The organism is Streptomyces sp. NPDC058751 (genome assembly GCF_042746485.1).
Classification (GTDB): domain Bacteria; phylum Actinomycetota; class Actinomycetes; order Streptomycetales; family Streptomycetaceae; genus Streptomyces.
In genome coordinates this window covers 28,383-49,624 of the sequence record NZ_JBHYPZ010000061.1, presented here as the reverse complement: position 1 = coordinate 49,624, position 21,242 = coordinate 28,383, and the positions used below count along the sequence as shown (strand labels likewise).

The following is a 21,242-nucleotide window of genomic DNA, read 5'->3' as shown; positions in this document are numbered from 1 at the left end:
CGCCGTCGTCGGACCGAACCGTTCACCGTTCCCGTACGTCGAGTGAATGTCGCTCCGCCCTACCCGTCGCGCGCCGCCCGGTCACGCCCGCCACGAGGTGCGTACGGGCGGCACCGCGGCAGCGGCAATGTCGTCAACCTGGGGAGGAAGTCCCGTGGCGCCGGTGCTTGTTGGACGCGAAGGACCGCTGGCCGGAGAACGGATACCGGTGATCGGCACCCGGGTCACGTTCGGACGCAATCCCGAGAACACCGTCGTCGTCTCCAGCCTGAGCGTCTCGCGCTTCCACGCGGAAATCGTCCTGGACGACACCCAGGGCTACGTCCTGCACGACTGCGGCAGCAGCAACGGCACGCTCGTCAACGGTGAGGAGATCGACTTCCGGCTCCTCAAGCCGGGGGACGACATCACCATCGGCGACCAGGAGTTCCGCTTCGAGGTCGCGGACGCCATGGAGACGATCATGGCGCTCTCCCTGCCCAGGTCGCTGACGCACGGCGACGAGGAGGTGGACAGGGGGCCGGTGCTGCGGGTCACCGTCGCGGGCGGAGGCCCCGTCGGTCTGTCGCTCGCCCTGCTGCTGGAGCACTTCCTCGGCGCCCAGGTGGAGATCACCGTCTACGACGGCCGGTGGCGCAAGCAGGGCCGCAGGATCGTCTGGAAGGACGAGAGCCAGGGCAACGTGCGGCGCCAGCAGGTGGTGACCGTACAGAGCCGCCAGTACCTCAGCCTGCCCGAGGAGGTGCAGGGCCGGCTCTTCGACCCGGACAGCTACACCGAGATGTGGCCCTCGGGGCCCGACTCCATCGGCGATCACCACCCGCGCAACATGCGCATCGCCTACATCGAGGACCGGCTCCTGGAGGTGGCGAACGAGAAGCGGGGCCGCATCAGGCTCGTTCCCGCCCGGTTCGGCGTCGAAGAGCAGCAGGACGCGCTGGCCGGCCAGCACGTCCTGGCGATCTGCGACGGCGGACGGTCCCACACGCGAGAGCACTTCGCCGCCAAGTTCGGCAAGGCGGACGAATCCATCTACTCGCTGAACGACCGTCATCTCCAGGACGTCGTCCTCGGCCTGCGCGTGAAGTCTGCCCTGGCCGACCCCATGGCCGTCCTGCTGACCGTCGGACAGAACCGGTTCCTGCTCAACTCCCTGCGTGGCGAGGGCTTCCTGAACATGCGCCTGACGGACACGGAGGCCGCGGAGGTCGTCGGCATCGATCCGGTCCGGCGGGTGTTCGAGGAGTGCATCGCCTCCCGGCCCTGTGTGATGGGGCGCGACGAGCACGGCGACTTCCGCTGCTCCACCCACAGCACGCTGTTCCTGCCGGCCCTCATCAGGGGTTCCGCCCTGTGGAGGCGGGTGGCCGAAGGACTGCGCCTGTTCGGCGTCGAGCCCGGAGAGCTGAGCGCGGTCACCTCGTTCCGCCTCAGCATGGTGCAACGCCCGCGCTTCACGGCCGAGTTGCTGCCGCCTGCCGCCGGCTCCCCGGGCACGTACGGATTCCTGCTGGGCGACGCCGCCAACGCCATCCACTTCTGGCCGGGCCGGGGACTCAACAGCGGTCTGGCCTCGGCGATCTCGCTCGCCCGGTCCCTCAACGGCGCGTGGAACGGCAAACCCTTCAGGGACGCGGACTTCCTGCGCCACGAGGCCGCCATGTCGATGCTCCAGTACCGCCACAAGAGCCGCGCCTGGAAGGCGATGGTGACCACCGACGGCGAGGGTGCCACCTGGGCCATCAAGGACATCATCGCGCACGGCATCGACGGGATCGCCGAGGAACCCGATCGCGAGGCCGACACCGCGACGCTGCTGGAGCGGCTGCGCGGGATCCGTTCCCGGCTGGCCACACGCATGACCGGAATGCCGGACGACGAGGCGATCCTCGAACGGCTGGGGACCCTGGAGGACAGGACGCTGCGCATGCTGGTGCTCAGCGGCGCCTGGGACACCCTCACCATGGGTGGTGAGGAGGTCGACATCGACATCTTCTACGGCCCGGACTCCGCCGCCGCGGCGGCGGCCGTCGAGGCCCTCGAACCGGCGGCCCAGGTCTGAGGCGTGCCGGGCCCGCCCGGGCGGGAACCGGACGGCCGGCCCGGTGTCCGCCGGCCGCCGGACCGCGCGGGTAAAGTGGGCGGTTCAGTCTCTTGTCACCAGCAGCCCATCAAGGCAAGACCCGAGCGGGAGCGAGCGAGCGTGCCCAGCGAGCGAGAGCCGGGCGTCCCGGTCGTCAGCCGATCCGCCCAGGCCGCGGCGACGAGACGACAGATCGTCGAGACGGCCCAGCGGCTCTTCGCCGGCCGTGGCTACCAAGCGACCTCGTTGCAGGCGATCGCCGACGAGATGGGCCTCACCAAGGCCGCGGTCTACTACCACTTCCGGACCAAGGCTCAGATCCTCCAGGCGTCGCTCGATCCGACCGTCGAGGAAATGACGGTGCTCCTGGACGAGTTGGCGGGCATGCCCTCGCGCCAGGAGAGGCTGGACGCGTACGCGGTCGGCTGGGTCGACTTCCTGGTGCGGCACCGCGCACTCGGAGCCATGCTCCTGCACGATCCCGAGATCCGGGCCGCCAGCGTCTACGCCGAGAACGACCGGCGCAGGCGACGCATCCTGCGGGTGCTGTTCGGCAGCTCGCCCACGCCCGCGGAGCGCATGGCCTACGTGATGTGCCTGTGGATGCTGGAGGGACTCGGCGAGCTGTCCGACCTCTCGGACGACGACCTGCGGGCCACCTTGCTGCTGACCGCCCGCGGCCTCCTCGCCGTACCGGGGGCCGCGGAGTCCGAAGGCGCGCTCTGACGCGGCGCCTCGACGCGGCGCTTCGAGGCGGTGTCTCGACGCGGTGCGTCGACATGGCCCATCGAGGTGGCCCATCAACGTGGCGCACCTTTGGCTAGCCGTCGGCTAGTGAGCGGCTTGTCGCTGCTAAAGTGACGGCCCGGGCGGGCGGTGCCTCCCACCCTGTGGCACGCGGCCGAGACCGTGGGGCCGACCGGCGGTCGGCCGCTCGACGACGGTCGGCCACGATCCCGGGTGGCGTGCGCGCTCGTGCCGCACCCCGCAGTCCCCGGGTTCCGCGTGCGGAAACCACCCCGAGCCGTCCCTGGAGCCCTGACCACGATGACGACCGCCCCGACCCCTCCCACGTCCGTACCCGAGGAGCCGCACGCGGTCTGGCGCGTGCTCACCGAGCGCGCGCGAACCGGCAGCCTCCCCGGCGCACGCGCCGACGGGCACCGCGTCGCGCTGGCCATCGAGGGCGGCGGGATGCGCGGCATCATCGCCGGAGGGATGGCCCTGGCCCTCCACGAACTCGGACTGACGAACGGCTTCGACGCCGTCTACGGCGCCTCGGCCGGTGCCGCCTCCGCCGCGTGGCTGCTGAGCACGAGCCCGGAGTCGCTGCGCTTCTGGGCGGTTCCCAAGTACGCCAGAACGCTGATCCGGCGCTCGAACCCGCTGCGCGGCAAACCGCTCGTGGACCTGCACGCCTTCTACGAGGTGCTCTACCGCTACGGCGACCAGGACTGCGCGCCGATGGACTTCGCCTCGATCCTCGCCCGCGACATCGAGTACCACCCGCTCGCCACCGACGCCGAGACCGGGGAATCCATCGACCTGCGGCCCTTCATAGGCGACGCCGCGGAACTGCGCCTCGCGCTGCGGGCCAGTGCCTCCCTGCCGCTCCTGGCGGGCGAGCCGGTGACGCTGCGCGGACGCCGGTACTACGACGCGGGCGTCTCCGAGTCCGTGCCGTACCGCACCGCGCTGGCCCAGGGGGCGACCCACGTCATGGTGCTGCGGTCGCGGCGAGCGGCCGACGTCGCGCGGCCCTCCCGCTCCGCCCCGCTCATCGCGAGGACCGTGCTGCGGCGCGAGCCCGCGGCCTTGAGGGAGGTGTTCCTCGGCCGCGAAGCCCGCCTGGCCGAGGACGACGCCCTCCTGGCCGACCACGCGGCCGTCGTCTCCGTCCGTCCCGCCCCGGACTCGCCGACCGTCAGCCGTCTGGCACGCGAGGGCGACCTCCTCGAAGCCGCGCTGGAGGCGGGACGCACCGCCGTGCACGGCGCCCACGGCCGGCTGTACGGCGCCTAGGCCGTGACCGGCACGTCGTGTCAGCCGTCCCGGCCCTGCCACGTGGTGACGCAGGCTTCGTTCCCCTCCGGGTCGGCAAGCACCCAGAAGGCGGGGGCGCGGGTCGAGGACACGAGCCGGCCCCCGGCCGCCAGCGCGGCTTCGATCCGCCGGGGTGCCTCGTCGTGCGGAACGCTGATGTCGATGTGGATGCGATTGCGCTGCGAGCGCGCGCGGTCCATTCGCTGGAACCAGACGGCCGGGCCTTGCCAGAGCGGGTCGACGAGGGGGTCCTCCGGCCCCTCGGCGCCCGCCTCGTCGGCATAGCCCAGCACCGCCTTCCAGAACGGCCGGATCCCGGCGATGTCCAGGGCGTCGATCGCGATCTCCAGAAGCTGGACGGACCGTGGCGTCCCCGTTCCGGGCCCGGGCTCCGGCAGGAACCCGGACCCGCCGACGGTGGCGGAGATCCGGCGTGCGAGTTCGACATCCCGGGCGGTGACCGCCGCGTGCTCCGACGACTGCAGGGTGAAGACGGCCAGGTCGGCACGGACGTCGACCCGAAGGTGGCGATCGGCGTCGTCCCCGCACACCGCGACGGCGTCCGCCGCCAAGCCGATCGCCTGGGCCAACGTCCCCACCGGAACCGACGTCTGCAAGGTGCCCAGCAAGTAGCGCCACCCGTGGTCCTGGACCGCCTCCGACGCTTCCCGTCGACTCAATGTCCGCTCCATGACCACATCCTCGCAGCCCCGCCCGCCGGTATCTCCGATATGTGGCACCAGTGCCGCGTCACTGGTCGCCCAGGTCGACGAAGCGGCCCGCCCAGGCCCTGAAACGGTCGTCCTGCTCCTTGCGCGCGTTCCAGAGCGCGTCCGGGTCCTCCGGCGGGCGAAGCCCGAACGTCCGGTCCAGCCAGGAGACGAACTCGGCGTGTCCCTCACTGTGTTCCTCGATGCCCCCGGAGCCCGAGAACCCTTCCGAGACGGGCTCGCGATCGATGGCGAGGAGCCGGAACAGCTCCCTCAGGTCGCGCGCGATCACATAGAGGTCGCCTTCGTCGCCGACGAACACGACGGGCAGCGTGGCGAGGTCGGAGCGGTCGTCGCAGCGCCACAGGGCGTAGTCGGAGCCGGTGCTGTTGGCCTTCGCGAAGGGGATGAACCGGCTGGTGAACCCGGGGTCCTCCGACCAGGTGCGGAGGCCCGCGTCCCCGTCGTACTCGACGAGCTCGAAGCCCTCGGAGTAGAGGACGGGACCGAGCCGGTCCTCGAACTCCTTGAGCAGGTTCAGTTCGGGGACGGGCGAGTACGACTCGCTCATACGGCTGCGACCTCCCGGTCTGATAGTATTGATCTTGAGGCGGTCGGGAGAGGTTACCCCGGTCCGCGATGCGTTGGTGGTCCAAGGAAAGACGCCCCGCTTCCTGCGGGGAAATGCAGGTGCAAGGCCTGCCCGGCGCTCCATGAAGACCCTGTCCCGTTTCGTCCGGGACAGGGTCTTTCTCGTCCCGGACGCTCCGGTGGAGGCGGCGGGGCCGTCCCCTCCGCAAGGTCACCGGTTCACACGAGGGGGCCCGGTGAGGGCGGCTTCTTCGCATACTGAGGGACATGGCCATCTATGACACGCTCGGCGCGACGTACGGCCGGACCCGGCGGCCCGATCCGCGGATCGCCACGCAGGTGCACGCCGCGCTCGGGGACGCCACGACGGTGATCAACGTAGGGGCGGGCACCGGTTCCTACGAGCCGGAGCAGACGGTTCTCGCCGTCGAGCCCAGCCAGATCATGATCGCCCAGCGCCCGTGCCCCTCCGCGCCCGCCGTGTGTGCCGTCGCCGAACGTCTTCCGCTGCGCGACGACGCCGCCGACGCCGTCATGGCGCTGCTGACCGTCCACCACTGGACCGACCTGGCGGCCGGCATCGCCGAACTCCGCAGGGTCGCCCGTCGCCGTATCGTCGTCCTGACCTGGGACCAGGAGATCTTCCGCGAGAGGTTCTGGCTCGTACGCGAATACCTCCCGCAGGCCGCGGTGTTCGACGATCACCGGGCCGTGCCGATCGACCGGCTGGCCGCACTGCTCGGCGGGGCACGGCAGGAGCCCGTCCACGTCCCGCACGACTGCACGGACGGATTCGGCGCGGCGTACTGGCGCCGGCCCCACGCCTATCTCGACCCCCAGGTGCGCGCCGGGATATCCATGTTCGCCCAGACCGGGGAGGACGCCCTCGCCCCGGGCCTGGCGGCGCTCACCGACGACCTCGCGACGGGCCATTGGCACCGGCGCCAGTCCGATCTCCTCGCGCTCGACACCATCGACGTCGGCTACCGACTGCTGGTGGCCGACGTCTGACCTCCACCGGGACGCCCTGGCCGAGCGCCACGACGAAACGTCACCGCTCGATGCGGTACCTCTCCCGGAGCCGCGCCTGCGCCTGCTCGATCCATACCGACACGCCCTTGGCCCCGCACTGTTCGGCCACGGTCCGGGCCTCGTCGAGATGTCCGACGGCCGCCTCGCGGTCGTCGGTGTCGACGGACAGGTGGGCGAGCGCCACCAGACCCGCCGCCACTCCGGGCATGAACCCGATCTCGCGCCTCAGCTCCACCGACTCGGTCAGCGACGCGCGGGCCCGGTCGAACCGCCCCGCCTCCACCGCGGCGAACCCGAGATGGCGGACCGCGTAGGACATGGTCCTCCGGTCACCGACGGACCGCGCCAGCTCGTAGGACCTCTCGAAGTACGGCACTCCGGTGGTGCCGTCACCGCGCACCACCTGGTGCCAGCAGCCGATCCAGAACAGGGCGTCCGCTTCTCCACCCGTATCCTCCAGCCGCCGGTACAACTCGGCCGCGCGCTCGAAGAGCACCAGCTCCCGCGGGTCCTCCCGGCGATCGTCGAGGAAGCGTACGTGCATCACCTTTCCGCGTTCCAGCGACACCGCCGCCTCGACGGCGTCGAGCTCCTGATCGGCCGCCGCGAGCGCGGAGGCGTCCCCGCCGAACATCGCCGACTCGTAGAGCTCCCGAACCCGCTCCATCCGGTCCCGCTCCCGCATCCCCCGTCCCTTCCGGGCGTGTCCGCCCCTGTTCGTGACACCGCACGCGCCCGCACGGTTCAGCAGCCAACCATCGTGCACATCCGAAGCGGAGACCGGTCCGGAACTCCGTTATGGCCGAAGACCGGCGCAATGAGGCCGCATCGCGTTCATTCCTGTCATGTGCATCGAAAGCGCGGGCCGCGCACCCGTCCGGGCCACAGGGCGCGCGGACCCGGCGGCCGGGCGGCAGGGTGATGGTGCCGACGCGGGGAAGCGGCGACGGAATCGCCGTCCGGGCCGTCGTGGCGGTGTCCGCGGTGGCCGCCTTGGACTCGAGGCCGGCCTTCGAGCGCGTTCATCAGGAGGTTTCGTGCACGACATGCCGCTCCTCAAGAGCGTCGGAGAACTGCTGCGCCGACGGCACGGTTCCTCGAGCCGCGATCGCCAGGTGGCGCTGCCCGACGGATTCACCCTGGACAGCGCGAAGGTCAGCGGGTTCACCACCGGAACGCTCGGCGCCGAGGACGAGGCGAGCCTGGCCGACGAGATCGCCCGGCTGCTCCCTCACCACTGGGACCTCCCCACCAAGTCGGTGGAGGCGCTCACCCCGGTCGTCGACCACCTCGGTGGCCAGCAGCAGTTGATGGCCTGGCTGGACCACCACCCCGGCCGGCCGCGGCTGATCGCGCGGATCTACGTCCTTCTCGGCCACCTCGACCGGTACGGCGAGGACCCCGCGGTGCTCGAGGCCGTGCGGCACGCCAGGGCCCAGGACCCCTTCCCCGTCGGCCTGCGCGGCTACCTGGTGCCGGAGACGAACGCCGAGACCCTGGGCAGTCTCGCCTTCAGGGTCGAGGAACTCCTCGGTGACGACCGCGTGGAAGACGCCGTCGCACTTGCCCTGGCGACCGCCGACTGGCTGCGCGGCGCGGCGGAGAACGCCGAGTCACCGAGTGCCGACGTCCGCGAGATGGGTGAACTCATGGGCCATGTGCACCGGGACATCAGCGAGGCGGCCGCTCGGTCCTGACACGGTGGGGCGCACGAACGGCGGGCCCGCCGCCCTGCTCGATCCGGTGCCGTCCGACCGTTCGGCCACCCGCCGGCGGTGTTCCCGTGTCAAGATCCTCCACAGCGTCGGGCCCGAGCCGGACCGTGCGGTGCGTCCTTCCGCCCGCACGGCCCCGGCCGGGACGCCCGGCGCCGGTGCCCGTCCCTCCGTCCGCGGGGGTGGGGCGAGGCTGGGGTGAAAGGCATCGGATGAGCGCGCGCTTCGAGGAGATCGACTGGCGGCCGACGCCCATGGGCGAGATCAGCCTGCGCCGACGGCGCGATCCGCTCTCGGGCGACGACGTGTACGAGGTGAAACTCGGCGACGAGTACCTGATGTCCAGCCTCTTCACCACGGGGGAGGTCGAGCTGGCCCGGCTCGGTCTGGCGGAACTGCCCGACGGCCCGCTCGACGTCGTGGTGGGCGGCCTCGGCCTCGGGTACACGGCCAGGACGGCCCTGGACGACCCGCGTGTGCGCTCGCTCGTCGTCGTCGACACCCTGGCCGAGGTGATCGACTGGCACCGGCGCGGGCTCGTACCCCTGGGCGCGGGTCTGGCTTCCGATCCCCGGTGCAGGCTGGTGCGCGGGGACTTCTTCGCGATGACCACCGGTGAGCCGCGGGGCCTCGACCCCGAAGCCCCCGGACGCCGTTTCCACGCGATCCTCCTGGACGTCGACCACTCGCCGCGCCATGTGCTGCACCCCGGCCACGCCGTGCTCTACACGCGGGGCGGTCTGACGGCCCTGGCCGAACTGCTCCGTCCCGGCGGTGTGTTCGCGCTGTGGTCGAACGACCCGCCGGACGACGAGTTCGGCTCCGTGCTCGCGGAGGTCTTCACGGACACCGCGGCGCACGTCGTGGACTTCGACAATCCGCTGCAGGGCGGGAGCTCCGCCAACACCGTCTACGTCGCCCGAAGGCGCGACGGCTGACACCACCCGGACCGGACGGCCGCCCCCGCGGGCCCGGCCCTCAGACGGAGCCGGCCGCGGGGACCACGGGAAGCAGCGGCCGGTCCCCGCCCGGCAGCGCCCGCGGGACGCGTTCCAGGACGCCGCCCGCGAAGACGTCGTACAGCGGCAGCGTCTCCAGGTGCACATAGCCGATGTGGCAGTCGCACACGGCCAGGGGGCAGGGGCGTGGGGCGAGGGCGGCACGGTAGGAGCCGTCGTACAGTCGGCCCAGTTCGGTCCGCACGAAGTGGCAGCGGCTCACCTTCCCGTCGCCGTCCACCGAGATCACCGACTCGCCGGTGCGGCAGGGCAGGCCGGCCGACCGGTGCGGGTGGCGGCTGAAGGGGAAGAGCGGGTCGAGCGCGGTCCACTCGTCGGCCTCTGCGTCCGTGTAGGTGTGCCCTTCGGCGGCGTTCACCCACAGGTACACATGCTCCGGGAGCTCCGCGCGCAGTCTGCGCGCGGGCTCCAGGTGCTCGGGCAGGCCGACGACGCCGACACTGAAACGGACGCCCAGCTCGCCGAGCCGCCGGGTCTTGGCGACGAACCGTTCGTGCGGTGTCTGCCCCGGGTGGTACGTGCACCACAGGGCCACCGTGTCCCGGTCCGCCGCCTCCAGCCAGTCGGTGCGGCAGCTGAGGTTCGTCTGGATGGCCACACGCCTGATGTGCGGCAGGTGCGACAGCTCCACGAGCGCGCGGCGGTACCAGGAGCGGACCAGTCCCTCGCCCCACGGGGTGAACAGCACCGACAGCCGGTCCTCGCGCTGCTCGCCCGCCCAGGCGGTGAACCGTTCCAGCGCAGCGCGGTCGGTCCGGAGCTGCGCGGTGGTGTCGCGGCGCTTCGCGAACGGACAGTACGGACAGTCGTAGTCGCAGGAGGCGAGCGGGCCGCGGTACAGGAGCGTCAGGTCCACCGGCGCCTCACTTCGTCTCGTAGGCGGCCATGGCGTCCCGGACGGCCGGGGAGAAGAACTCGGGGCCTATCGCGTCCGAGTGGGCGAGTCCTTCCGCGGAGAGGCACAGCCGGTCCTCGTCCCCGTGCGCGAGCCATCCCCGTGCGGCGAGCGTGCCGATCTCGGACGGGAAGTCGTCGCGGGGATCCGACCCGAAGCGCAGCCGGTAGTCCGCGACGGGCAGGCCCTCGGTCTGGAGGAGCGACTGGAGCAGGTGCCGGCGCCGCGCCTCGTCCTCGTCGACACGGCGGCCGTGCAGCGCGCGAGAGAAGTCCTCGGTGGCGGTGTAGTCGTCGATGATGCCGCGGATCTCCCGCATCGACACCGCGTAGTCGAAGGAGTAGTGCAGCGTGGACGTGTAGGAACGGGCACCACAGCCCAGACCGATCATGCCGTCGGTCTGGCAGGCGTAGTCGTCCGGTCCCTGCGGAGGGGCGTCCGAGCGCCGGAACATGCGCATCGACACCTGTTCGTAGCCGTGCGCCAGCAGGTGGTCACGGCCCTCCCGGTACCGGCGCAGCCGCTGTTCGTCCCACTCCAGGTCGGCCGTCCGCGCGTCGGCGTGCCGGCCGAGACCGGTGAGGGGACGGATGTAGAGGGGGTAGAGGTACAGCTCCTCGGGGCGCCAGGCCAGGGCCGCGTCCAGCGAGTGGCGCCAACTGGCCGCGGTCTGGCCGTCGATGCCGTAGATCAGGTCGATGTTGAGGACGGGGACGCCGGCCTCGCGGATCCGGGCGAGCGCCGCCTCCACGTCGGCCCGCCGCTGCGGCCGTACGGCGGCACGGGACTCCTCCTCGACGAAGCTCTGCACCCCGAGGCTGAGACGGGTGGTGCCCCGCTCGACCAGCACCGCCAGCCGGTCGGCCGTGGCCGTGGAGGGAGAGGCCTCGACGGACAGCGGGATCGCTCGGAGATCGGCGCCCATCTCCCGCTCGGCGATGTCGCACAGCCGCTCCAGCTCGGCGGCCTCCAGGAACGTCGGTGTCCCGCCCCCGAACGCGGCGTTGGCGAACCGGGGGGTCTCCTCGTCACCGAGGGCCTCGCGCATCGCGACGGCCTGGCGGCGCACCGCGTCCAGATAACGTCCCGTCAGGTCGCCGGGGGCGCCGATCCGGGTGAACAGGTTGCAGAAACCGCAGCGGACCTCGCAGAACGGGATGTGCAGGTACAGCGAGAGCGACCGCCGGGACTCGCCCGCCCACAGGTCCTTCAGCACGGGGCGCGGGGCGAGCGGCCGGTAGGCGGTCTTGTGGGGATAGGCGTAGGTGTAGCTCTGGTACGGGCGCGGCGGGCCGGCCGGGGCGGTGGCGAGCGTCATGCGGTCGGCTCCAGGAAGAAGTGGCTGTAGGGCACGGTCCACACGCAGTCGTGACCGAGACGGTGGCCGGTGTAGCCGTCGTCCCCGTAGGCCGTGCCGTGATCGGAGCAGACGACGGCGAAGCAGCGGCGGCGCGAGCTCATCGCGCGGAACAGCCGTCCGACGTGGGCGTCGACGTACTCGAGGGCCGCCGCGTGGGTGGCCCGGCTGTCGCCCGCCTCGCGGGTGGCACCGGGCAGGTGGAACCAGTTCGGCTGGTGCAGCGCCGACGCGTTCAGGAACAGGAACAGCCGCTGCTCCGCGGGAAGTCCGGCCACGACCTTCTCCGCCCGCGCCACCTGCGCCTCGAACGAGGTGGGCGAGGCCACCCCGAACTCCGGCTCCCAGTGGCTCTCCTGGAAGAGTCCGGGCAGCACGCCGCCGAGCGCGCCCTGCTTGTTGAAGAAGCCGACGCCCCCGATGCACACCGTGCGGTAGCCGTGCGCGGCGAGGCCGGACACCAGGTCCGGGGTGTCGAAGACGAACGTGCGGTCCGCCGTCGTCTCGCTGCCCGCGAACCGCGCCGCGAACAGCCGCGGATGCGGCCCCGGTGCCGCGGGGGTGGGCAGGAAGCCCGCGAACATGGCCTGGTGGGAGGCGTAGGTGAAGTTCCCCGGCGCGTGCCGCCGCTCCCAGGTGCCGCCGGGCAGGTGCGCGGTCAGGTTCGGCAGACGGCCGGCCGCGGAGAGCTCGACGGCCACGTCGTGGCGCAGGGTGTCGAGGGTGAGCAGGAGCAGGTCGTCCCGCCCCACCACCTCGTTCATGTCCGGCGTTCCGGCCGGTCCGGGGGCGGAGGGCGTCATGACCGGTGCGCGGTCGGGATCAGGCTGGGGCATGTGCTGTCCTGGCGGGGGTGTCGAGCGGAGGTGCGGGTCGTACGGGGAAGCGGTCGGGGGCGAGGGAACGATACGCGGCGACCTGCGCCGCGTACGTGTCCATGCCTTCCGCGCCGCTTCCCGGCAGGCCGGTCAGCCGGGGGAGCAGGTCGCCGAAGGCGTTGACCTCCCCGACGGCGAACCGGCGCCATCCCACGGCGGGCAGCAGGTCGACGCCCACGCACAGGGTGCCGGGGAAGCAGGCGGCGGCCCGTTCGCCGACGGAGAGCGCCTCCGCCCACCGGTCACCGGCCAGTGCGCGTACGGCCGCGAGGTCGCCGCGGGTCCCGCCCAGATGCAGATTGGTCAGGGGGGAACGGCTCGTGCGGACGACGGCGTGGGTCGCGCGTCCGGCCACGACCACGACACGCAGGTCCGCCGACCTGCCGCCGAGCGAGGCCTTCGGCAGCCAGCGCTCGACGTGCAGTCCGTCCGGCGCCAGCGCGTCCACGATCGCCGCGATCTGCGCCTCGTCCGTGTAGCGGCGGATCCGCAGGGAGTTGTGGAGGTCGCCGGCAGCGGTGCGTTCGACCGAGGTCGTGGCCCGGATCCGGCCGGAGGCGGTCGTCTCGACGGCGAGCACGCCCGACGCGGACGAACCGTGCGCGATCTTGACGAAGACCCGCCTCAGCGCGGCCTCCGCCATGAGTTCCCGGACGCCGTTCCAGTCCTCCACGGTCCGAAGCGCCCCCGACGTGGGGGACTGCGGCACCGGCACACCCGCCGCGTCGAGCCGGGCGTGGCACAGCCTCTTGTCGAAGAGCACCGCCAGGTCCGTTGGGTCGTCGAGCCGCCGGCCCCCGCGCAGCGACCCCACGCACTTCAGGAAGCCCGCGTACCAGCGCGCCGACCCCTCCACCCGGGTCGGCTCGTCGACGCCGCGCAACAGCCGGTCCACCTCGGCGTTCTCGCCGGGGGACTCCAGCCGGACGACCTCGTCGTCCGTGAAGTCGTGCCCGCCGTCCCGCAGGACGTCCCGCCACTCGACCACGCGAGGCGTGCCGCAGCCCGCCTTCTCGGCCGCCGTCCTGAACAGGTCCACCCGGCGGTTCTCCCCGTTGGCGACGACCGCCCACTTCACCGGCGCGCCCCGCGGCCGCAACCCGCCCATCCCGCCTCCTCGTTCTTCGTCGCGGAGCTACTCGCCCACCGCGACGAAACGCCACACCGTGCCGTCCTCCTCCTCGTCGGACTCCGCGTCGTCCTCGTCGGCGCGGACCTCGACGCCGGCGGCCTCCAGCGTCTCCAGCAGGCGGGCCCGCACCGCGGTGCTGAGGTAGTTGTGGTGCAGGTCGAGCACCTTGAGGTGAGTCAGCGGCTGGCCGGAGAGCAGGGCCGTCGCGCCGTCGTCGGTGAGCACGCCCATGGAGACGTCGAGGTGTTCGAGGCGTGCCACGACCGGGGCCGAGGCCAGCGCCGTGCAGATGGCGTCCTGGATCTCGCTGTTGCGCAGGGCCAGCCGGGTCAGGCCGGGCAGGCGGCTGCCCGCGAAGAACGGCTCCAGATCGGCGATGTCGGCGTCGCCGCCGTACTCGGAGGTGCCGAGCCACAGGTCCAGCGCGACCAGCGAGGGCAGGTCGCTGGCGGCGATGCCGCGCACCACCTCGGCGGGCAGGCCGCCGCTCTCGACGGTCAGCGTGCGCAACCGCTCGTGCCGGACGGCGGGGAAGACCAGCTCGTTGCCGCCGCGCACACCGAATTCGGTCAGCGAGGGGAACGCCTCCAGGAGGGGCGACACATCCCCCTGGACGATCCAGGAGATCTCGCACTCCTCCCCCACGATGTCGGCGAGGAACAGGGCGCGCAGCGCGGGCAGCCGGTCGCGGGCTGCCACCAGGGCGTCGATCACCGCGTGGGGAGACGTGTCGTAGACGTCGCTCCACGCGCCGACGATCAGCGCCCGCACCCGCTCCGTGTCCACGGCGGCGAGGAAGCGCGCGAAGGCGTCCTCCCACGGCTCCTCGCTGTCGTAGGCGTCCACGGCGACGCGCCAGGCGACGGTCTCGGGCGCGGGGAGCGAGGTGGCCCGGGGCGACTTGTCGCCGGCCTCGGGGAAGGTGAAGGCCGGCAGGCCGTGGAATTCCTCGAGATGGCTGTTGACGGTCATGCGCGCCCGCTCCTTCGTGCTGATTCCGGTGGACCGACGGTGGCGAGTCCGGAGCGCGCGGCCCGCACCCAGACAGACGATTTCTACCAAGAGCCACTGACATCACGGCGAACGGGGGCGGCACCTGTGGACAGGAGGCGGTGGAACGGCCGACGGGCGCACGGCCCCGGGCGGTCCGGCCGGGACGACGGCCGGCCCTGCGGGGCACGCCACCTGGTCACCGGGGGTGCGTGGCCGGTCCGGGGCCGGTGACGCCGGGGGCGCGCGGGTGGTCAGGGGCCGGTTGTCAGTGGTCGCCTCTACGGTTTTTCCCATGGCACATCCCGTGCCGTGCCGGGAGGGAGACCCATGTTCCGCCAAGGAGACGTGCTGATCGTGCCGTTGGACGAGAAGGCGGTGCCGGACCACGTCCTCGACGCGGCGTCCGAGCCCCGTGACGGCCGCGGACGACTCGTGCTGGCCCTCGGCGAGGTCACCGGGCACGCCCACGCCGTGGTCGGTCCGGGGCGCCTGATACGGGAGGGCGGGGTGTTCGGCCCGATGCTGCTGCACGTCCCCGACGGGGCACGGCTCGTGCACGAGGAGCACGCGGCGATCTCCCTCCACAAGGGGTGGTACCGGGTGATCCGGCAGCGCGAGTACGTGCCGGGCTCGGTGCGGATCGTCGCCGACTGACGGGTCCGCCGGCGGTCCTGGTGCCGCGGCACCAGTCTCCGGGCGCGCGCCGCCGCCCGGGCAGAGGGGAAAACGGAGAGGAACGGTGTGATGGAGCAGGGCAGTTGGCGTGCCACCGCGACGCGGACGGGGGCGGCCGACCGGGCGGCGGCCGAGGAGGGCGTCAGGCTCGCCTATCGGAGGGCCGGGCTGGACGGGCCCGAGCGCATCGTCTGGGCGCGGTCACCGCACGAGGCCGTACGCATGCTCATGGGCACGGCGCCCGTCGACGGCGCGGTGCTGGGCGACACCGGCCCCAGCGTCCGGAACGCCGTCGTCACCGGTCCCTGGGCCGAGGAGCGGGCGCGTGCGCACGAACGGCTGGGACCGGAGGGCTGGAGCGGACACTGGCGGGCCACGGGCGCGGCCCTGTGGGAGTCGGCCCGCACACTGGCCGACCGGGTGCGTGCGGGCATCGTCGAGGACCTCGCCACCGGGCGGCGGGAGGAGAGCCGGGTGCGATTGCTGCTCCTGGACGCGACCCTGGGCCAGCACGACGCGGCGTGGCTGAGCGCCTTCGACCCCGACGGGGCGAGTGCCCTGGCCGGGATCGCGGCGGTGGCGCGCGAAGCGGGCTGGTGGTGGCCGTACGAGAAGGTGGCGGTCGTCAGCGAGCGGCCGCTGAGCCTGTACCGCGACGAGGCCGGACGCCTGGACCGGGGGGACGGGCCGGCACTGCGCTACGCGGACGGCTTCGAGCTCCACGCGTGGCGCGGGATGCCGGTCCCGCGCACCTTCCTCGACGAACTCACCGCGCTGACGCCCGAGCGGATACGCGACGAGGAGAACGCCGAACTGCGCCGGGTGATGCTGGAGTACTACGGCTACGACCGGTACCTGGACGAGTCGGGGGCCGTTCCCGTCCACCGCGACGAGACGGGTGTGCTGTGGCGGGTCGAACTGGCCGGGGACGAGGACGTGGTCATGGTCGAGGTCGTCAACTCGACCCCCGAGCCCGACGGCACGAGCCGTACGTACTGGCTGCGCGTCCCGCCGGCCACCCGTACGGCTCGTGAGGGAGTGGCGTGGACGTTCGGCCTCGCCGCCGAGGCGTACGAGCCGTCCCGGCAGACGTGAGGACGGCCGACGCTCCCCCGAGGGAGGGCCGGGCTCAGGGACGCTGCCCCCAGGCGGTCATCATGCCGGGGCCGAGTTCGGCGAGCCGGGGTGAGGCCAGGTAGGCCACCGCCTCGTCGATGACGGCGGAGTCGACCCGTCCGGTTTCCTCCAGGGCGGGGCGCATCCGGTTCCACGTCTCGGACCAGAAGCGAGCCAGCGGGCCGCCGGGGACCAGTGGTGGGCAGACCAGTTCGCCTGCGACGTTCCGGAGTCCTTCCTCCCTCAGGAAGTGCGGATAGGCCGGGACGTCCGACGTGTCGGTGCCGATGGTCGACCGCAGCGCCTGCCACATGGCGTCCATGGTCCGCCGGTAGGCCGATGCGGAGTCCAGCGGATTCGGTACCTCCACGGCGTCGCCAAGCACGAGCCAGCCGCCCGGATTCAGCCATCGCGCGAGACGTGAGACGAGTCGGCGGCGTTCGGGCAGGTGCATGAGGACGAACCGGGCGTGGACGAGGTCGAAGCCGCCGAGCTCCAGGCCCTCGTCCCGGAGATCGGCGGTGACCACCTGGACGCGCGGGCCCGCGAGGGTCCCCAGGCCGCCGGTGTCGCGGTCCAGCGCGACCACCTCCGCGGCTCCCGCCTCCAGCAGCCAGCGGACCACGGTCCCGGTCCCGGCTCCCACCTCCAGGCAGCGGCCGCCCGGCGCGGCGGCCAGCGCGTGCAGACGGTCCGTGGTGACGGGGTCGTAGACCAGTGCCGCCGCGTCGATGCGCTCGGCCTCCTGCGGATGCTCCGGCTCGAACAGGTCTTCTCCGTAGTGGCCGCCCGAGGCCGGGGAGCCGCTCACGACCGGCTCTCCGGTCCTGGTCCCGCGAGGGGTCCGCCGCCTGTCCACGCCATGAGAACCCCTGTGTGCCGAGGATCGATTTACCGACAGAATGGCAGAATTCGGGCTCCCCGGCAGATCGCCGCATGCGGGATCCGGCGACCTTTGTACGGGCTGTGGCCCTTGAAACCCACCTGTAACGCTCATAGCATGATCGAACTCACGACGATTGCCCTGATCGTCCGTCCTTCACTAGAAGAACACGCTGTCTAGCGCGAAGGGTGAGCCACATGACCAATACCTAAACAAATCGGCCAAACAGTTGATATCTATAACATCACGAGCAATTTCACGAATAAAAAACATAGCCGAATTCGACGAGCGGCGCCGGTCACGGATAATCCTGGGGACCGTCGCGGGCGTGGTGACCTTCGGGTTCCTCGTCGCGATGGAGATCATCGCGCGTCACTACGGCGATCACGGGCCGATCGTCAACCAGGCCCGAGAGGTGATATTCACCCCCACCTCGGGGCCGCTGCTGTACGCCGGCCTGGCGTTGACGATGGTCGTCCTCTCCTGGCGGCAACGGTTCATCGCGCTGGGAATCGCGGCCGGCATCGACGTCGTCTTCTTCCTGGTGCGCCTGGTCGTCGACGCCAAGATGATGTTCGGCAACGGAGCCTTGTGGGTGATCCTGGGCTATGCGTTCATCGCCGTCACCCGCCGCACCGGCAAGGAACGCGTCCTGCTCCTGAAGGGCGTCGGACTGGGACTGCTCCTGGTGGCCGGTCACAAGACGGGCGACACCTGGCTGATGATCACGTCGGAGACCCGCCCGTCCGTCCTCGACGCGTACGTCGCCACGGCCGACCACGCGCTGGGCAACCCGTCGTGGGTGATGGGCCGGATCGTCGAGGCCACCGGCCCGATCGGCTACCACGCCATCCACCTCGTCTACGGCCAGCTCCCGCTCGCCGCGGCCGTCTTCGCGCTCTACCAGCTGCGCCACGTGGCCCAGGAGCGCCGTTTCCCGGCCCATCACCTGGTGCGCACCTTCCTGGCCATCGGACTGGTCGGGCCCGCCGTCTACATGATCTTCCCGGTGGTCGGGCCGATCTTCGCCTACGGCGCCGAAGGCGGGCAGTGGGCGGCGGCCAACCTGTGGCCGCAGACCCCGCTGCCGGTCGGTACCCCGCACGCGATGCCGTTCGACGAGATCACTCCACGCAACTGCATGCCCAGCCTCCACACGGCCTGGGCCACCACGCTCTTCATCCACACCCGCGAGGGCTCCCGGCTCCTGCGGAACGCGGGCACGTTCTGGCTGACCGGCACGCTCGTGGCCACGCTCGGATTCGGCTACCACTACGGCGCGGACCTCATCGCCGGTGTGGTGTTCGCGCTCACGATCGAGGCGACCATGCGCTCGTTCGCCCGGGGATGGGACCGCTCGGGAGCCGCGCTGGTCGCCTACGGCTCCGTGGTCTTCGTCGCGCTCGTGACGTCGTACCGCTATCTGTCGGTGGAGATGGCCAGGTACCCCTGGGTGTTCGGACCGCTTCTCCTGCTGGCGCTGGCTTCCGTGATCTACGTGTATCTGCGGACCGTCCGGCAGTGGAATCCGCAGGCCGAACCCGTGCAGCAGCCTGAACCGCAACTCGCGCGGGCGTGACCGCTCCGTACCCGCCGTCGGAGCGGGGGGAGGGGGCCGGACCGCCGGCCCCCTCCCGGGGCGGGTCAGGCGCGGTGGCTCTGGTAGTAGTCGCCGACCGACTCGTGGTAGTCGGCGTCCCCGACGTGTCTGGCACTGTCGAACTCGGGTGATTCCCTGATCTGCTCCTGGGTGAGCGAGACGTGGACCGTCCGCTCGGCCCGGTCGACCCGTTCCACGGTGCCGGCCGGCAGCAGGACGTGCCTGCCGAAGATCCACACGCCGATGTCGACGACGAGATACGAGGAGTCGACGTCGTCCGAATGCCTGTCGACCTTGCCGATGGCGCCGTCGACGGCCTTGACCTTGTACCCGACCAGATCCGTGCCCGCCACGTGCCCGGTGGCCGGATGGTAGCCCCAGATGCTGTCAGTCATGACCGGCTCCCTCATCGAGAAACCCTCGCTCGCCCGCAGCGGAACAGGGGAGTCGCGCAGGCGTCATCCACGTTAGACGAAGCCGGCGCGGGATGACGGACGGGACCTCCCGGACCTGCCGGAACCCCGATCGTCCCGCGCCCGTGCCGGGGCGCGATTCCCGGGAGCGGCGATGTCAGGAGAAGTCGCTCCGCCGCTGCGCGGGGTTGACGGTGTCACGTCGCTGCTGGAGCCGGCGGGCCGACCTGAGGGCCGCTATCTCCCGCAGGTGCGCCTGGCTCTGAAGCGTCATCATCGACCCCAGGGCGTGCCGCGCGGTCATGGGGTTGTCCACACAGGACTGGTACATCACGGCGGCCCGCTCGTTGTCCTGGTAGAGGGCGCGGTAGATCTCCGCGGCGCGGTACTGGGCGTAGGGGTGGCTGCGCGTGGCGGCGGCGAGGAAGCACTCCAGGGCGTGTTCCGCCGGGGTCCGAGTGGCCGGAATGAGTTGTTCCAGGTACAGGTCGCCCAGGACGAGCATCGCTTCGGGCTCGCCCAGTTCTGCCGATCTGCGGTACCAGCCGGCCGCTTCGTCCAGCGACTCGACGATGCCCGCTTGCGGGCAGCCGTGGTGGTACAGCGAGGCGAGGTAGAAGGCCGCTCGCGGTGAACCACTGCTGTGCCGCAGCCGTGGTACCGCGCTCGCGTACCGCCCCTGGGTGTAGTCGATGTGCCCCAGCAGTTCGATCGCGGCACTGTGGCCGGTGGCCGCCGCGGTTTCCAGGAAGTGGACCTCCGCGCCGGGGTGCTGCCCGCTGTTCCAGCAGTGCAGGCCGATCCGGTAGTACTCCTCGGCACCGGTCGGCTCGTGCCCGTCCACGGTGAAGTTGGTCCCCTGCCACTGCACCATGTCGCTGCCTTTCGCGTCGTGGCCTGCCCCGGCGGACACGTGGGGCTCGTCGTTCCACCGCCTCGCGAGGAGGCGGGGCTCGACGACGGGGACAAGTCGGCCGTCGGCCGGTGTTCCAGCCGTTCCCGTGCGTCGTCCCGGCAGGCCGGGGCCTCAGCAGATGGTACGGCTCGTCAACCGGCACAATCGTAGGCCGGGTTGCCCGAAGATCCGCCCGTTGTGCGGCATCGATCGCCACTATGGCCCGATTTCAGCGGCAGTGACAGATGTTGGGGTAGGCAGGTCCGGATCATGCCGACGGCGTCGGGTCCGCCCCCTGCGCGGAGGCCGTCCGCAGGGCGTTCCGCAACCTGCGGCTGAGCTGCCGGACGACGCACATGGACAGCACGGCGGCACAGACGCACAGACCACCGCCCAGCATCACCTGTTCCAGGGCCTGGCCGGTCTGTGACGTGGTGTCCGCCTGCTTCATCGCGGACAGGCCCTTGCCGCCCTCCGTGCCGGCGGCGAGGACGAGGAGCCACCAGACGGTGAGCAGGTGATGGCCGCGCGGGCGCCGCGGACCGGGTTCGGCGGCCGCCCACAGGTCATTGACGATCATCTTGGGGACGAACAGGTTGGCACCCGGGAGCACCCATCCGAAGAACAGCCAGGCGCGGTGGCGACGCTGCCCCTCGGGCCAGAGCCGTTCCGCGATGCCGCGCATGCCGGTCATCCAGAGCATCAGGAGAAGCACCGCCGCCACGGTCATGGCCTGCCACCAGCCCAGCAGGTTCCCGAACCACATGTCGGCGTCGAGCAGACGCAGCGCCTCGGCGTCATCGAGGTGGGACCGTGCGGACGACGCCGACAGGACCTGGTGCTTGTGCCATGCGGCCAGCCCGGTCGCCCCGGTCAGCAGGGTGTATGCGGTGAGCACGCCGCAGGTCCACAGGGCCGGCCCGCCCAGCGGCTTCACCGCTCTGTCCACGACACACCTCCGCAAGCCGCTGTTCGGACTTTCCGCAGGTCGGCGGGCGATCCTAACCCGTGGAGAGAGGAAGCCGCGGTTCTCCGCCGAACCGCCTTCGACGCCCCCGGACTCCCGGACTCCCGGACTCCCGGACTCCCGGACTCCCGGACTCCCGGACTCCCGGACTCCCGGGCCCCCGGACTCCCGGACCGGGTCCCGCACCCCCGACGATCCATGGCGAAGCCCACCGATGCAGGAACAGCGGGTGCGAGGGGCGCGGT

Annotated in this window: 21 protein-coding genes; 9 read left to right on the top strand and 12 right to left on the bottom strand. The window is 71.6% G+C overall.

The features are described 5' to 3' along the window. Nucleotides 1–163 precede the first annotated feature (163 nt). The 3 genes from ACFW6B_RS37625 (at nucleotide 164) to ACFW6B_RS37615 (ending at nucleotide 4,105) form a co-directional block, all read left to right on the top strand. The gene (locus tag ACFW6B_RS37625) at nucleotides 164–2,062 is read left to right on the top strand and encodes an FHA domain-containing protein (protein ID WP_386603721.1); all 1,899 of its coding nucleotides are present in this window, start codon (nucleotides 164–166) and stop codon (nucleotides 2,060–2,062) included. A 141-nt stretch (nucleotides 2,063–2,203) separates the two neighbouring features. After that, nucleotides 2,204–2,809, top strand: a complete 606-nt coding sequence (locus ACFW6B_RS37620) for a TetR/AcrR family transcriptional regulator (protein ID WP_386603719.1) — start codon at nucleotides 2,204–2,206, stop codon at nucleotides 2,807–2,809. A gap of 321 nt (nucleotides 2,810–3,130) precedes the next feature. After that, nucleotides 3,131–4,105 carry a patatin-like phospholipase family protein gene (locus ACFW6B_RS37615; RefSeq protein WP_386603717.1) on the top strand — a complete coding sequence of 325 codons (975 nt, stop codon included), beginning with the start codon at nucleotides 3,131–3,133 and terminating at the stop codon, nucleotides 4,103–4,105. Nucleotides 4,106–4,125: 20 nt separating this feature from the next. Here ACFW6B_RS37615 and ACFW6B_RS37610 read toward each other — a convergent pair whose 3' ends face one another. Then, nucleotides 4,126–4,818: a VOC family protein gene (locus tag ACFW6B_RS37610; RefSeq protein WP_386603715.1), complete on the bottom strand. Its 693-nt coding sequence runs from the start codon at nucleotides 4,816–4,818 to the stop codon at nucleotides 4,126–4,128. Between the two features lie 58 nt (nucleotides 4,819–4,876). Further along, a complete protein-coding gene (locus tag ACFW6B_RS37605) occupies nucleotides 4,877–5,407 on the bottom strand; it encodes a hypothetical protein (RefSeq protein WP_386603713.1) in 531 nt (176 codons plus the stop codon). A 287-nt stretch (nucleotides 5,408–5,694) separates the two neighbouring features. Here ACFW6B_RS37605 and ACFW6B_RS37600 point away from each other — a divergent pair, with 287 nt between their 5' ends. After that, nucleotides 5,695–6,438: a class I SAM-dependent methyltransferase gene (locus tag ACFW6B_RS37600; protein ID WP_386603711.1), complete on the top strand. Its 744-nt coding sequence runs from the start codon at nucleotides 5,695–5,697 to the stop codon at nucleotides 6,436–6,438. A 40-nt stretch (nucleotides 6,439–6,478) separates the two neighbouring features. On the opposite strand, the gene ACFW6B_RS37595 is transcribed toward ACFW6B_RS37600, so the two are convergent. Next, entirely contained in the window at nucleotides 6,479–7,144 is a 666-nt protein-coding gene (locus tag ACFW6B_RS37595; protein WP_386603709.1) for a tetratricopeptide repeat protein, read from the bottom strand. A gap of 361 nt (nucleotides 7,145–7,505) precedes the next feature. Here ACFW6B_RS37595 and ACFW6B_RS37590 point away from each other — a divergent pair, with 361 nt between their 5' ends. Beyond that, nucleotides 7,506–8,156: a hypothetical protein gene (locus ACFW6B_RS37590; RefSeq protein ID WP_386603735.1), complete on the top strand. Its 651-nt coding sequence runs from the start codon at nucleotides 7,506–7,508 to the stop codon at nucleotides 8,154–8,156. Between the two features lie 230 nt (nucleotides 8,157–8,386). Further along, nucleotides 8,387–9,112 (top strand): spermidine synthase, encoded by a 726-nt coding sequence (locus ACFW6B_RS37585; protein ID WP_386603707.1) that lies wholly within the window; start codon nucleotides 8,387–8,389, stop codon nucleotides 9,110–9,112. Between the two features lie 40 nt (nucleotides 9,113–9,152). On the opposite strand, the gene ACFW6B_RS37580 is transcribed toward ACFW6B_RS37585, so the two are convergent. The 5 genes from ACFW6B_RS37580 to ACFW6B_RS37560 are packed head-to-tail and all read right to left on the bottom strand — an operon-like array spanning nucleotide 9,153 to nucleotide 14,427. Beyond that, nucleotides 9,153–10,049 (bottom strand): STM4011 family radical SAM protein, encoded by an 897-nt coding sequence (locus ACFW6B_RS37580; RefSeq protein ID WP_386603705.1) that lies wholly within the window; start codon nucleotides 10,047–10,049, stop codon nucleotides 9,153–9,155. Between the two features lie 7 nt (nucleotides 10,050–10,056). Next, nucleotides 10,057–11,406 (bottom strand): STM4012 family radical SAM protein, encoded by a 1,350-nt coding sequence (locus ACFW6B_RS37575; RefSeq protein WP_386603703.1) that lies wholly within the window; start codon nucleotides 11,404–11,406, stop codon nucleotides 10,057–10,059. Next, a complete protein-coding gene (locus tag ACFW6B_RS37570) occupies nucleotides 11,403–12,209 on the bottom strand; it encodes an STM4013/SEN3800 family hydrolase (protein ID WP_386603733.1) in 807 nt (268 codons plus the stop codon). Before ACFW6B_RS37570 ends, ACFW6B_RS37575 begins: the two co-directional genes overlap by 4 nt. A 58-nt stretch (nucleotides 12,210–12,267) precedes the next feature. Next, nucleotides 12,268–13,431: an STM4014 family protein gene (locus ACFW6B_RS37565; RefSeq protein WP_386603701.1), complete on the bottom strand. Its 1,164-nt coding sequence runs from the start codon at nucleotides 13,429–13,431 to the stop codon at nucleotides 12,268–12,270. 27 nt (nucleotides 13,432–13,458) lie between these two features. Further along, entirely contained in the window at nucleotides 13,459–14,427 is a 969-nt protein-coding gene (locus ACFW6B_RS37560; RefSeq protein WP_386603699.1) for an STM4015 family protein, read from the bottom strand. Between the two features lie 348 nt (nucleotides 14,428–14,775). Between ACFW6B_RS37560 and ACFW6B_RS37555 the strand changes: the two genes are divergently transcribed. Continuing rightward, nucleotides 14,776–15,102 carry a hypothetical protein gene (locus ACFW6B_RS37555; RefSeq protein WP_386603697.1) on the top strand — a complete coding sequence of 109 codons (327 nt, stop codon included), beginning with the start codon at nucleotides 14,776–14,778 and terminating at the stop codon, nucleotides 15,100–15,102. A gap of 87 nt (nucleotides 15,103–15,189) precedes the next feature. Beyond that, nucleotides 15,190–16,218: a DUF6745 domain-containing protein gene (locus ACFW6B_RS37550; RefSeq protein WP_386603695.1), complete on the top strand. Its 1,029-nt coding sequence runs from the start codon at nucleotides 15,190–15,192 to the stop codon at nucleotides 16,216–16,218. A 34-nt stretch (nucleotides 16,219–16,252) separates the two neighbouring features. Here ACFW6B_RS37550 and ACFW6B_RS37545 read toward each other — a convergent pair whose 3' ends face one another. Next, nucleotides 16,253–17,050 (bottom strand): class I SAM-dependent methyltransferase, encoded by a 798-nt coding sequence (locus tag ACFW6B_RS37545; protein ID WP_386603693.1) that lies wholly within the window; start codon nucleotides 17,048–17,050, stop codon nucleotides 16,253–16,255. A 343-nt stretch (nucleotides 17,051–17,393) separates the two neighbouring features. Between ACFW6B_RS37545 and ACFW6B_RS37540 the strand changes: the two genes are divergently transcribed. Beyond that, a complete protein-coding gene (locus tag ACFW6B_RS37540; protein ID WP_386603731.1) occupies nucleotides 17,394–18,701 on the top strand; it encodes a phosphatase PAP2 family protein in 1,308 nt (435 codons plus the stop codon). A gap of 65 nt (nucleotides 18,702–18,766) precedes the next feature. Here the strand turns inward: ACFW6B_RS37540 and ACFW6B_RS37535 are convergent, their stop codons facing one another. The 3 genes from ACFW6B_RS37535 to ACFW6B_RS37525 form a co-directional block, all read right to left on the bottom strand. Then, nucleotides 18,767–19,117: a PRC-barrel domain containing protein gene (locus ACFW6B_RS37535; RefSeq protein WP_386603691.1), complete on the bottom strand. Its 351-nt coding sequence runs from the start codon at nucleotides 19,115–19,117 to the stop codon at nucleotides 18,767–18,769. Nucleotides 19,118–19,292: 175 nt separating this feature from the next. Beyond that, nucleotides 19,293–20,048 carry a tetratricopeptide repeat protein gene (locus ACFW6B_RS37530; protein ID WP_386603689.1) on the bottom strand — a complete coding sequence of 252 codons (756 nt, stop codon included), beginning with the start codon at nucleotides 20,046–20,048 and terminating at the stop codon, nucleotides 19,293–19,295. Nucleotides 20,049–20,298: 250 nt separating this feature from the next. Then, the gene (locus ACFW6B_RS37525) at nucleotides 20,299–20,979 is read right to left on the bottom strand and encodes a DUF4328 domain-containing protein (protein ID WP_386603687.1); all 681 of its coding nucleotides are present in this window, start codon (nucleotides 20,977–20,979) and stop codon (nucleotides 20,299–20,301) included. Nucleotides 20,980–21,242: the final 263 nt, after the last annotated feature.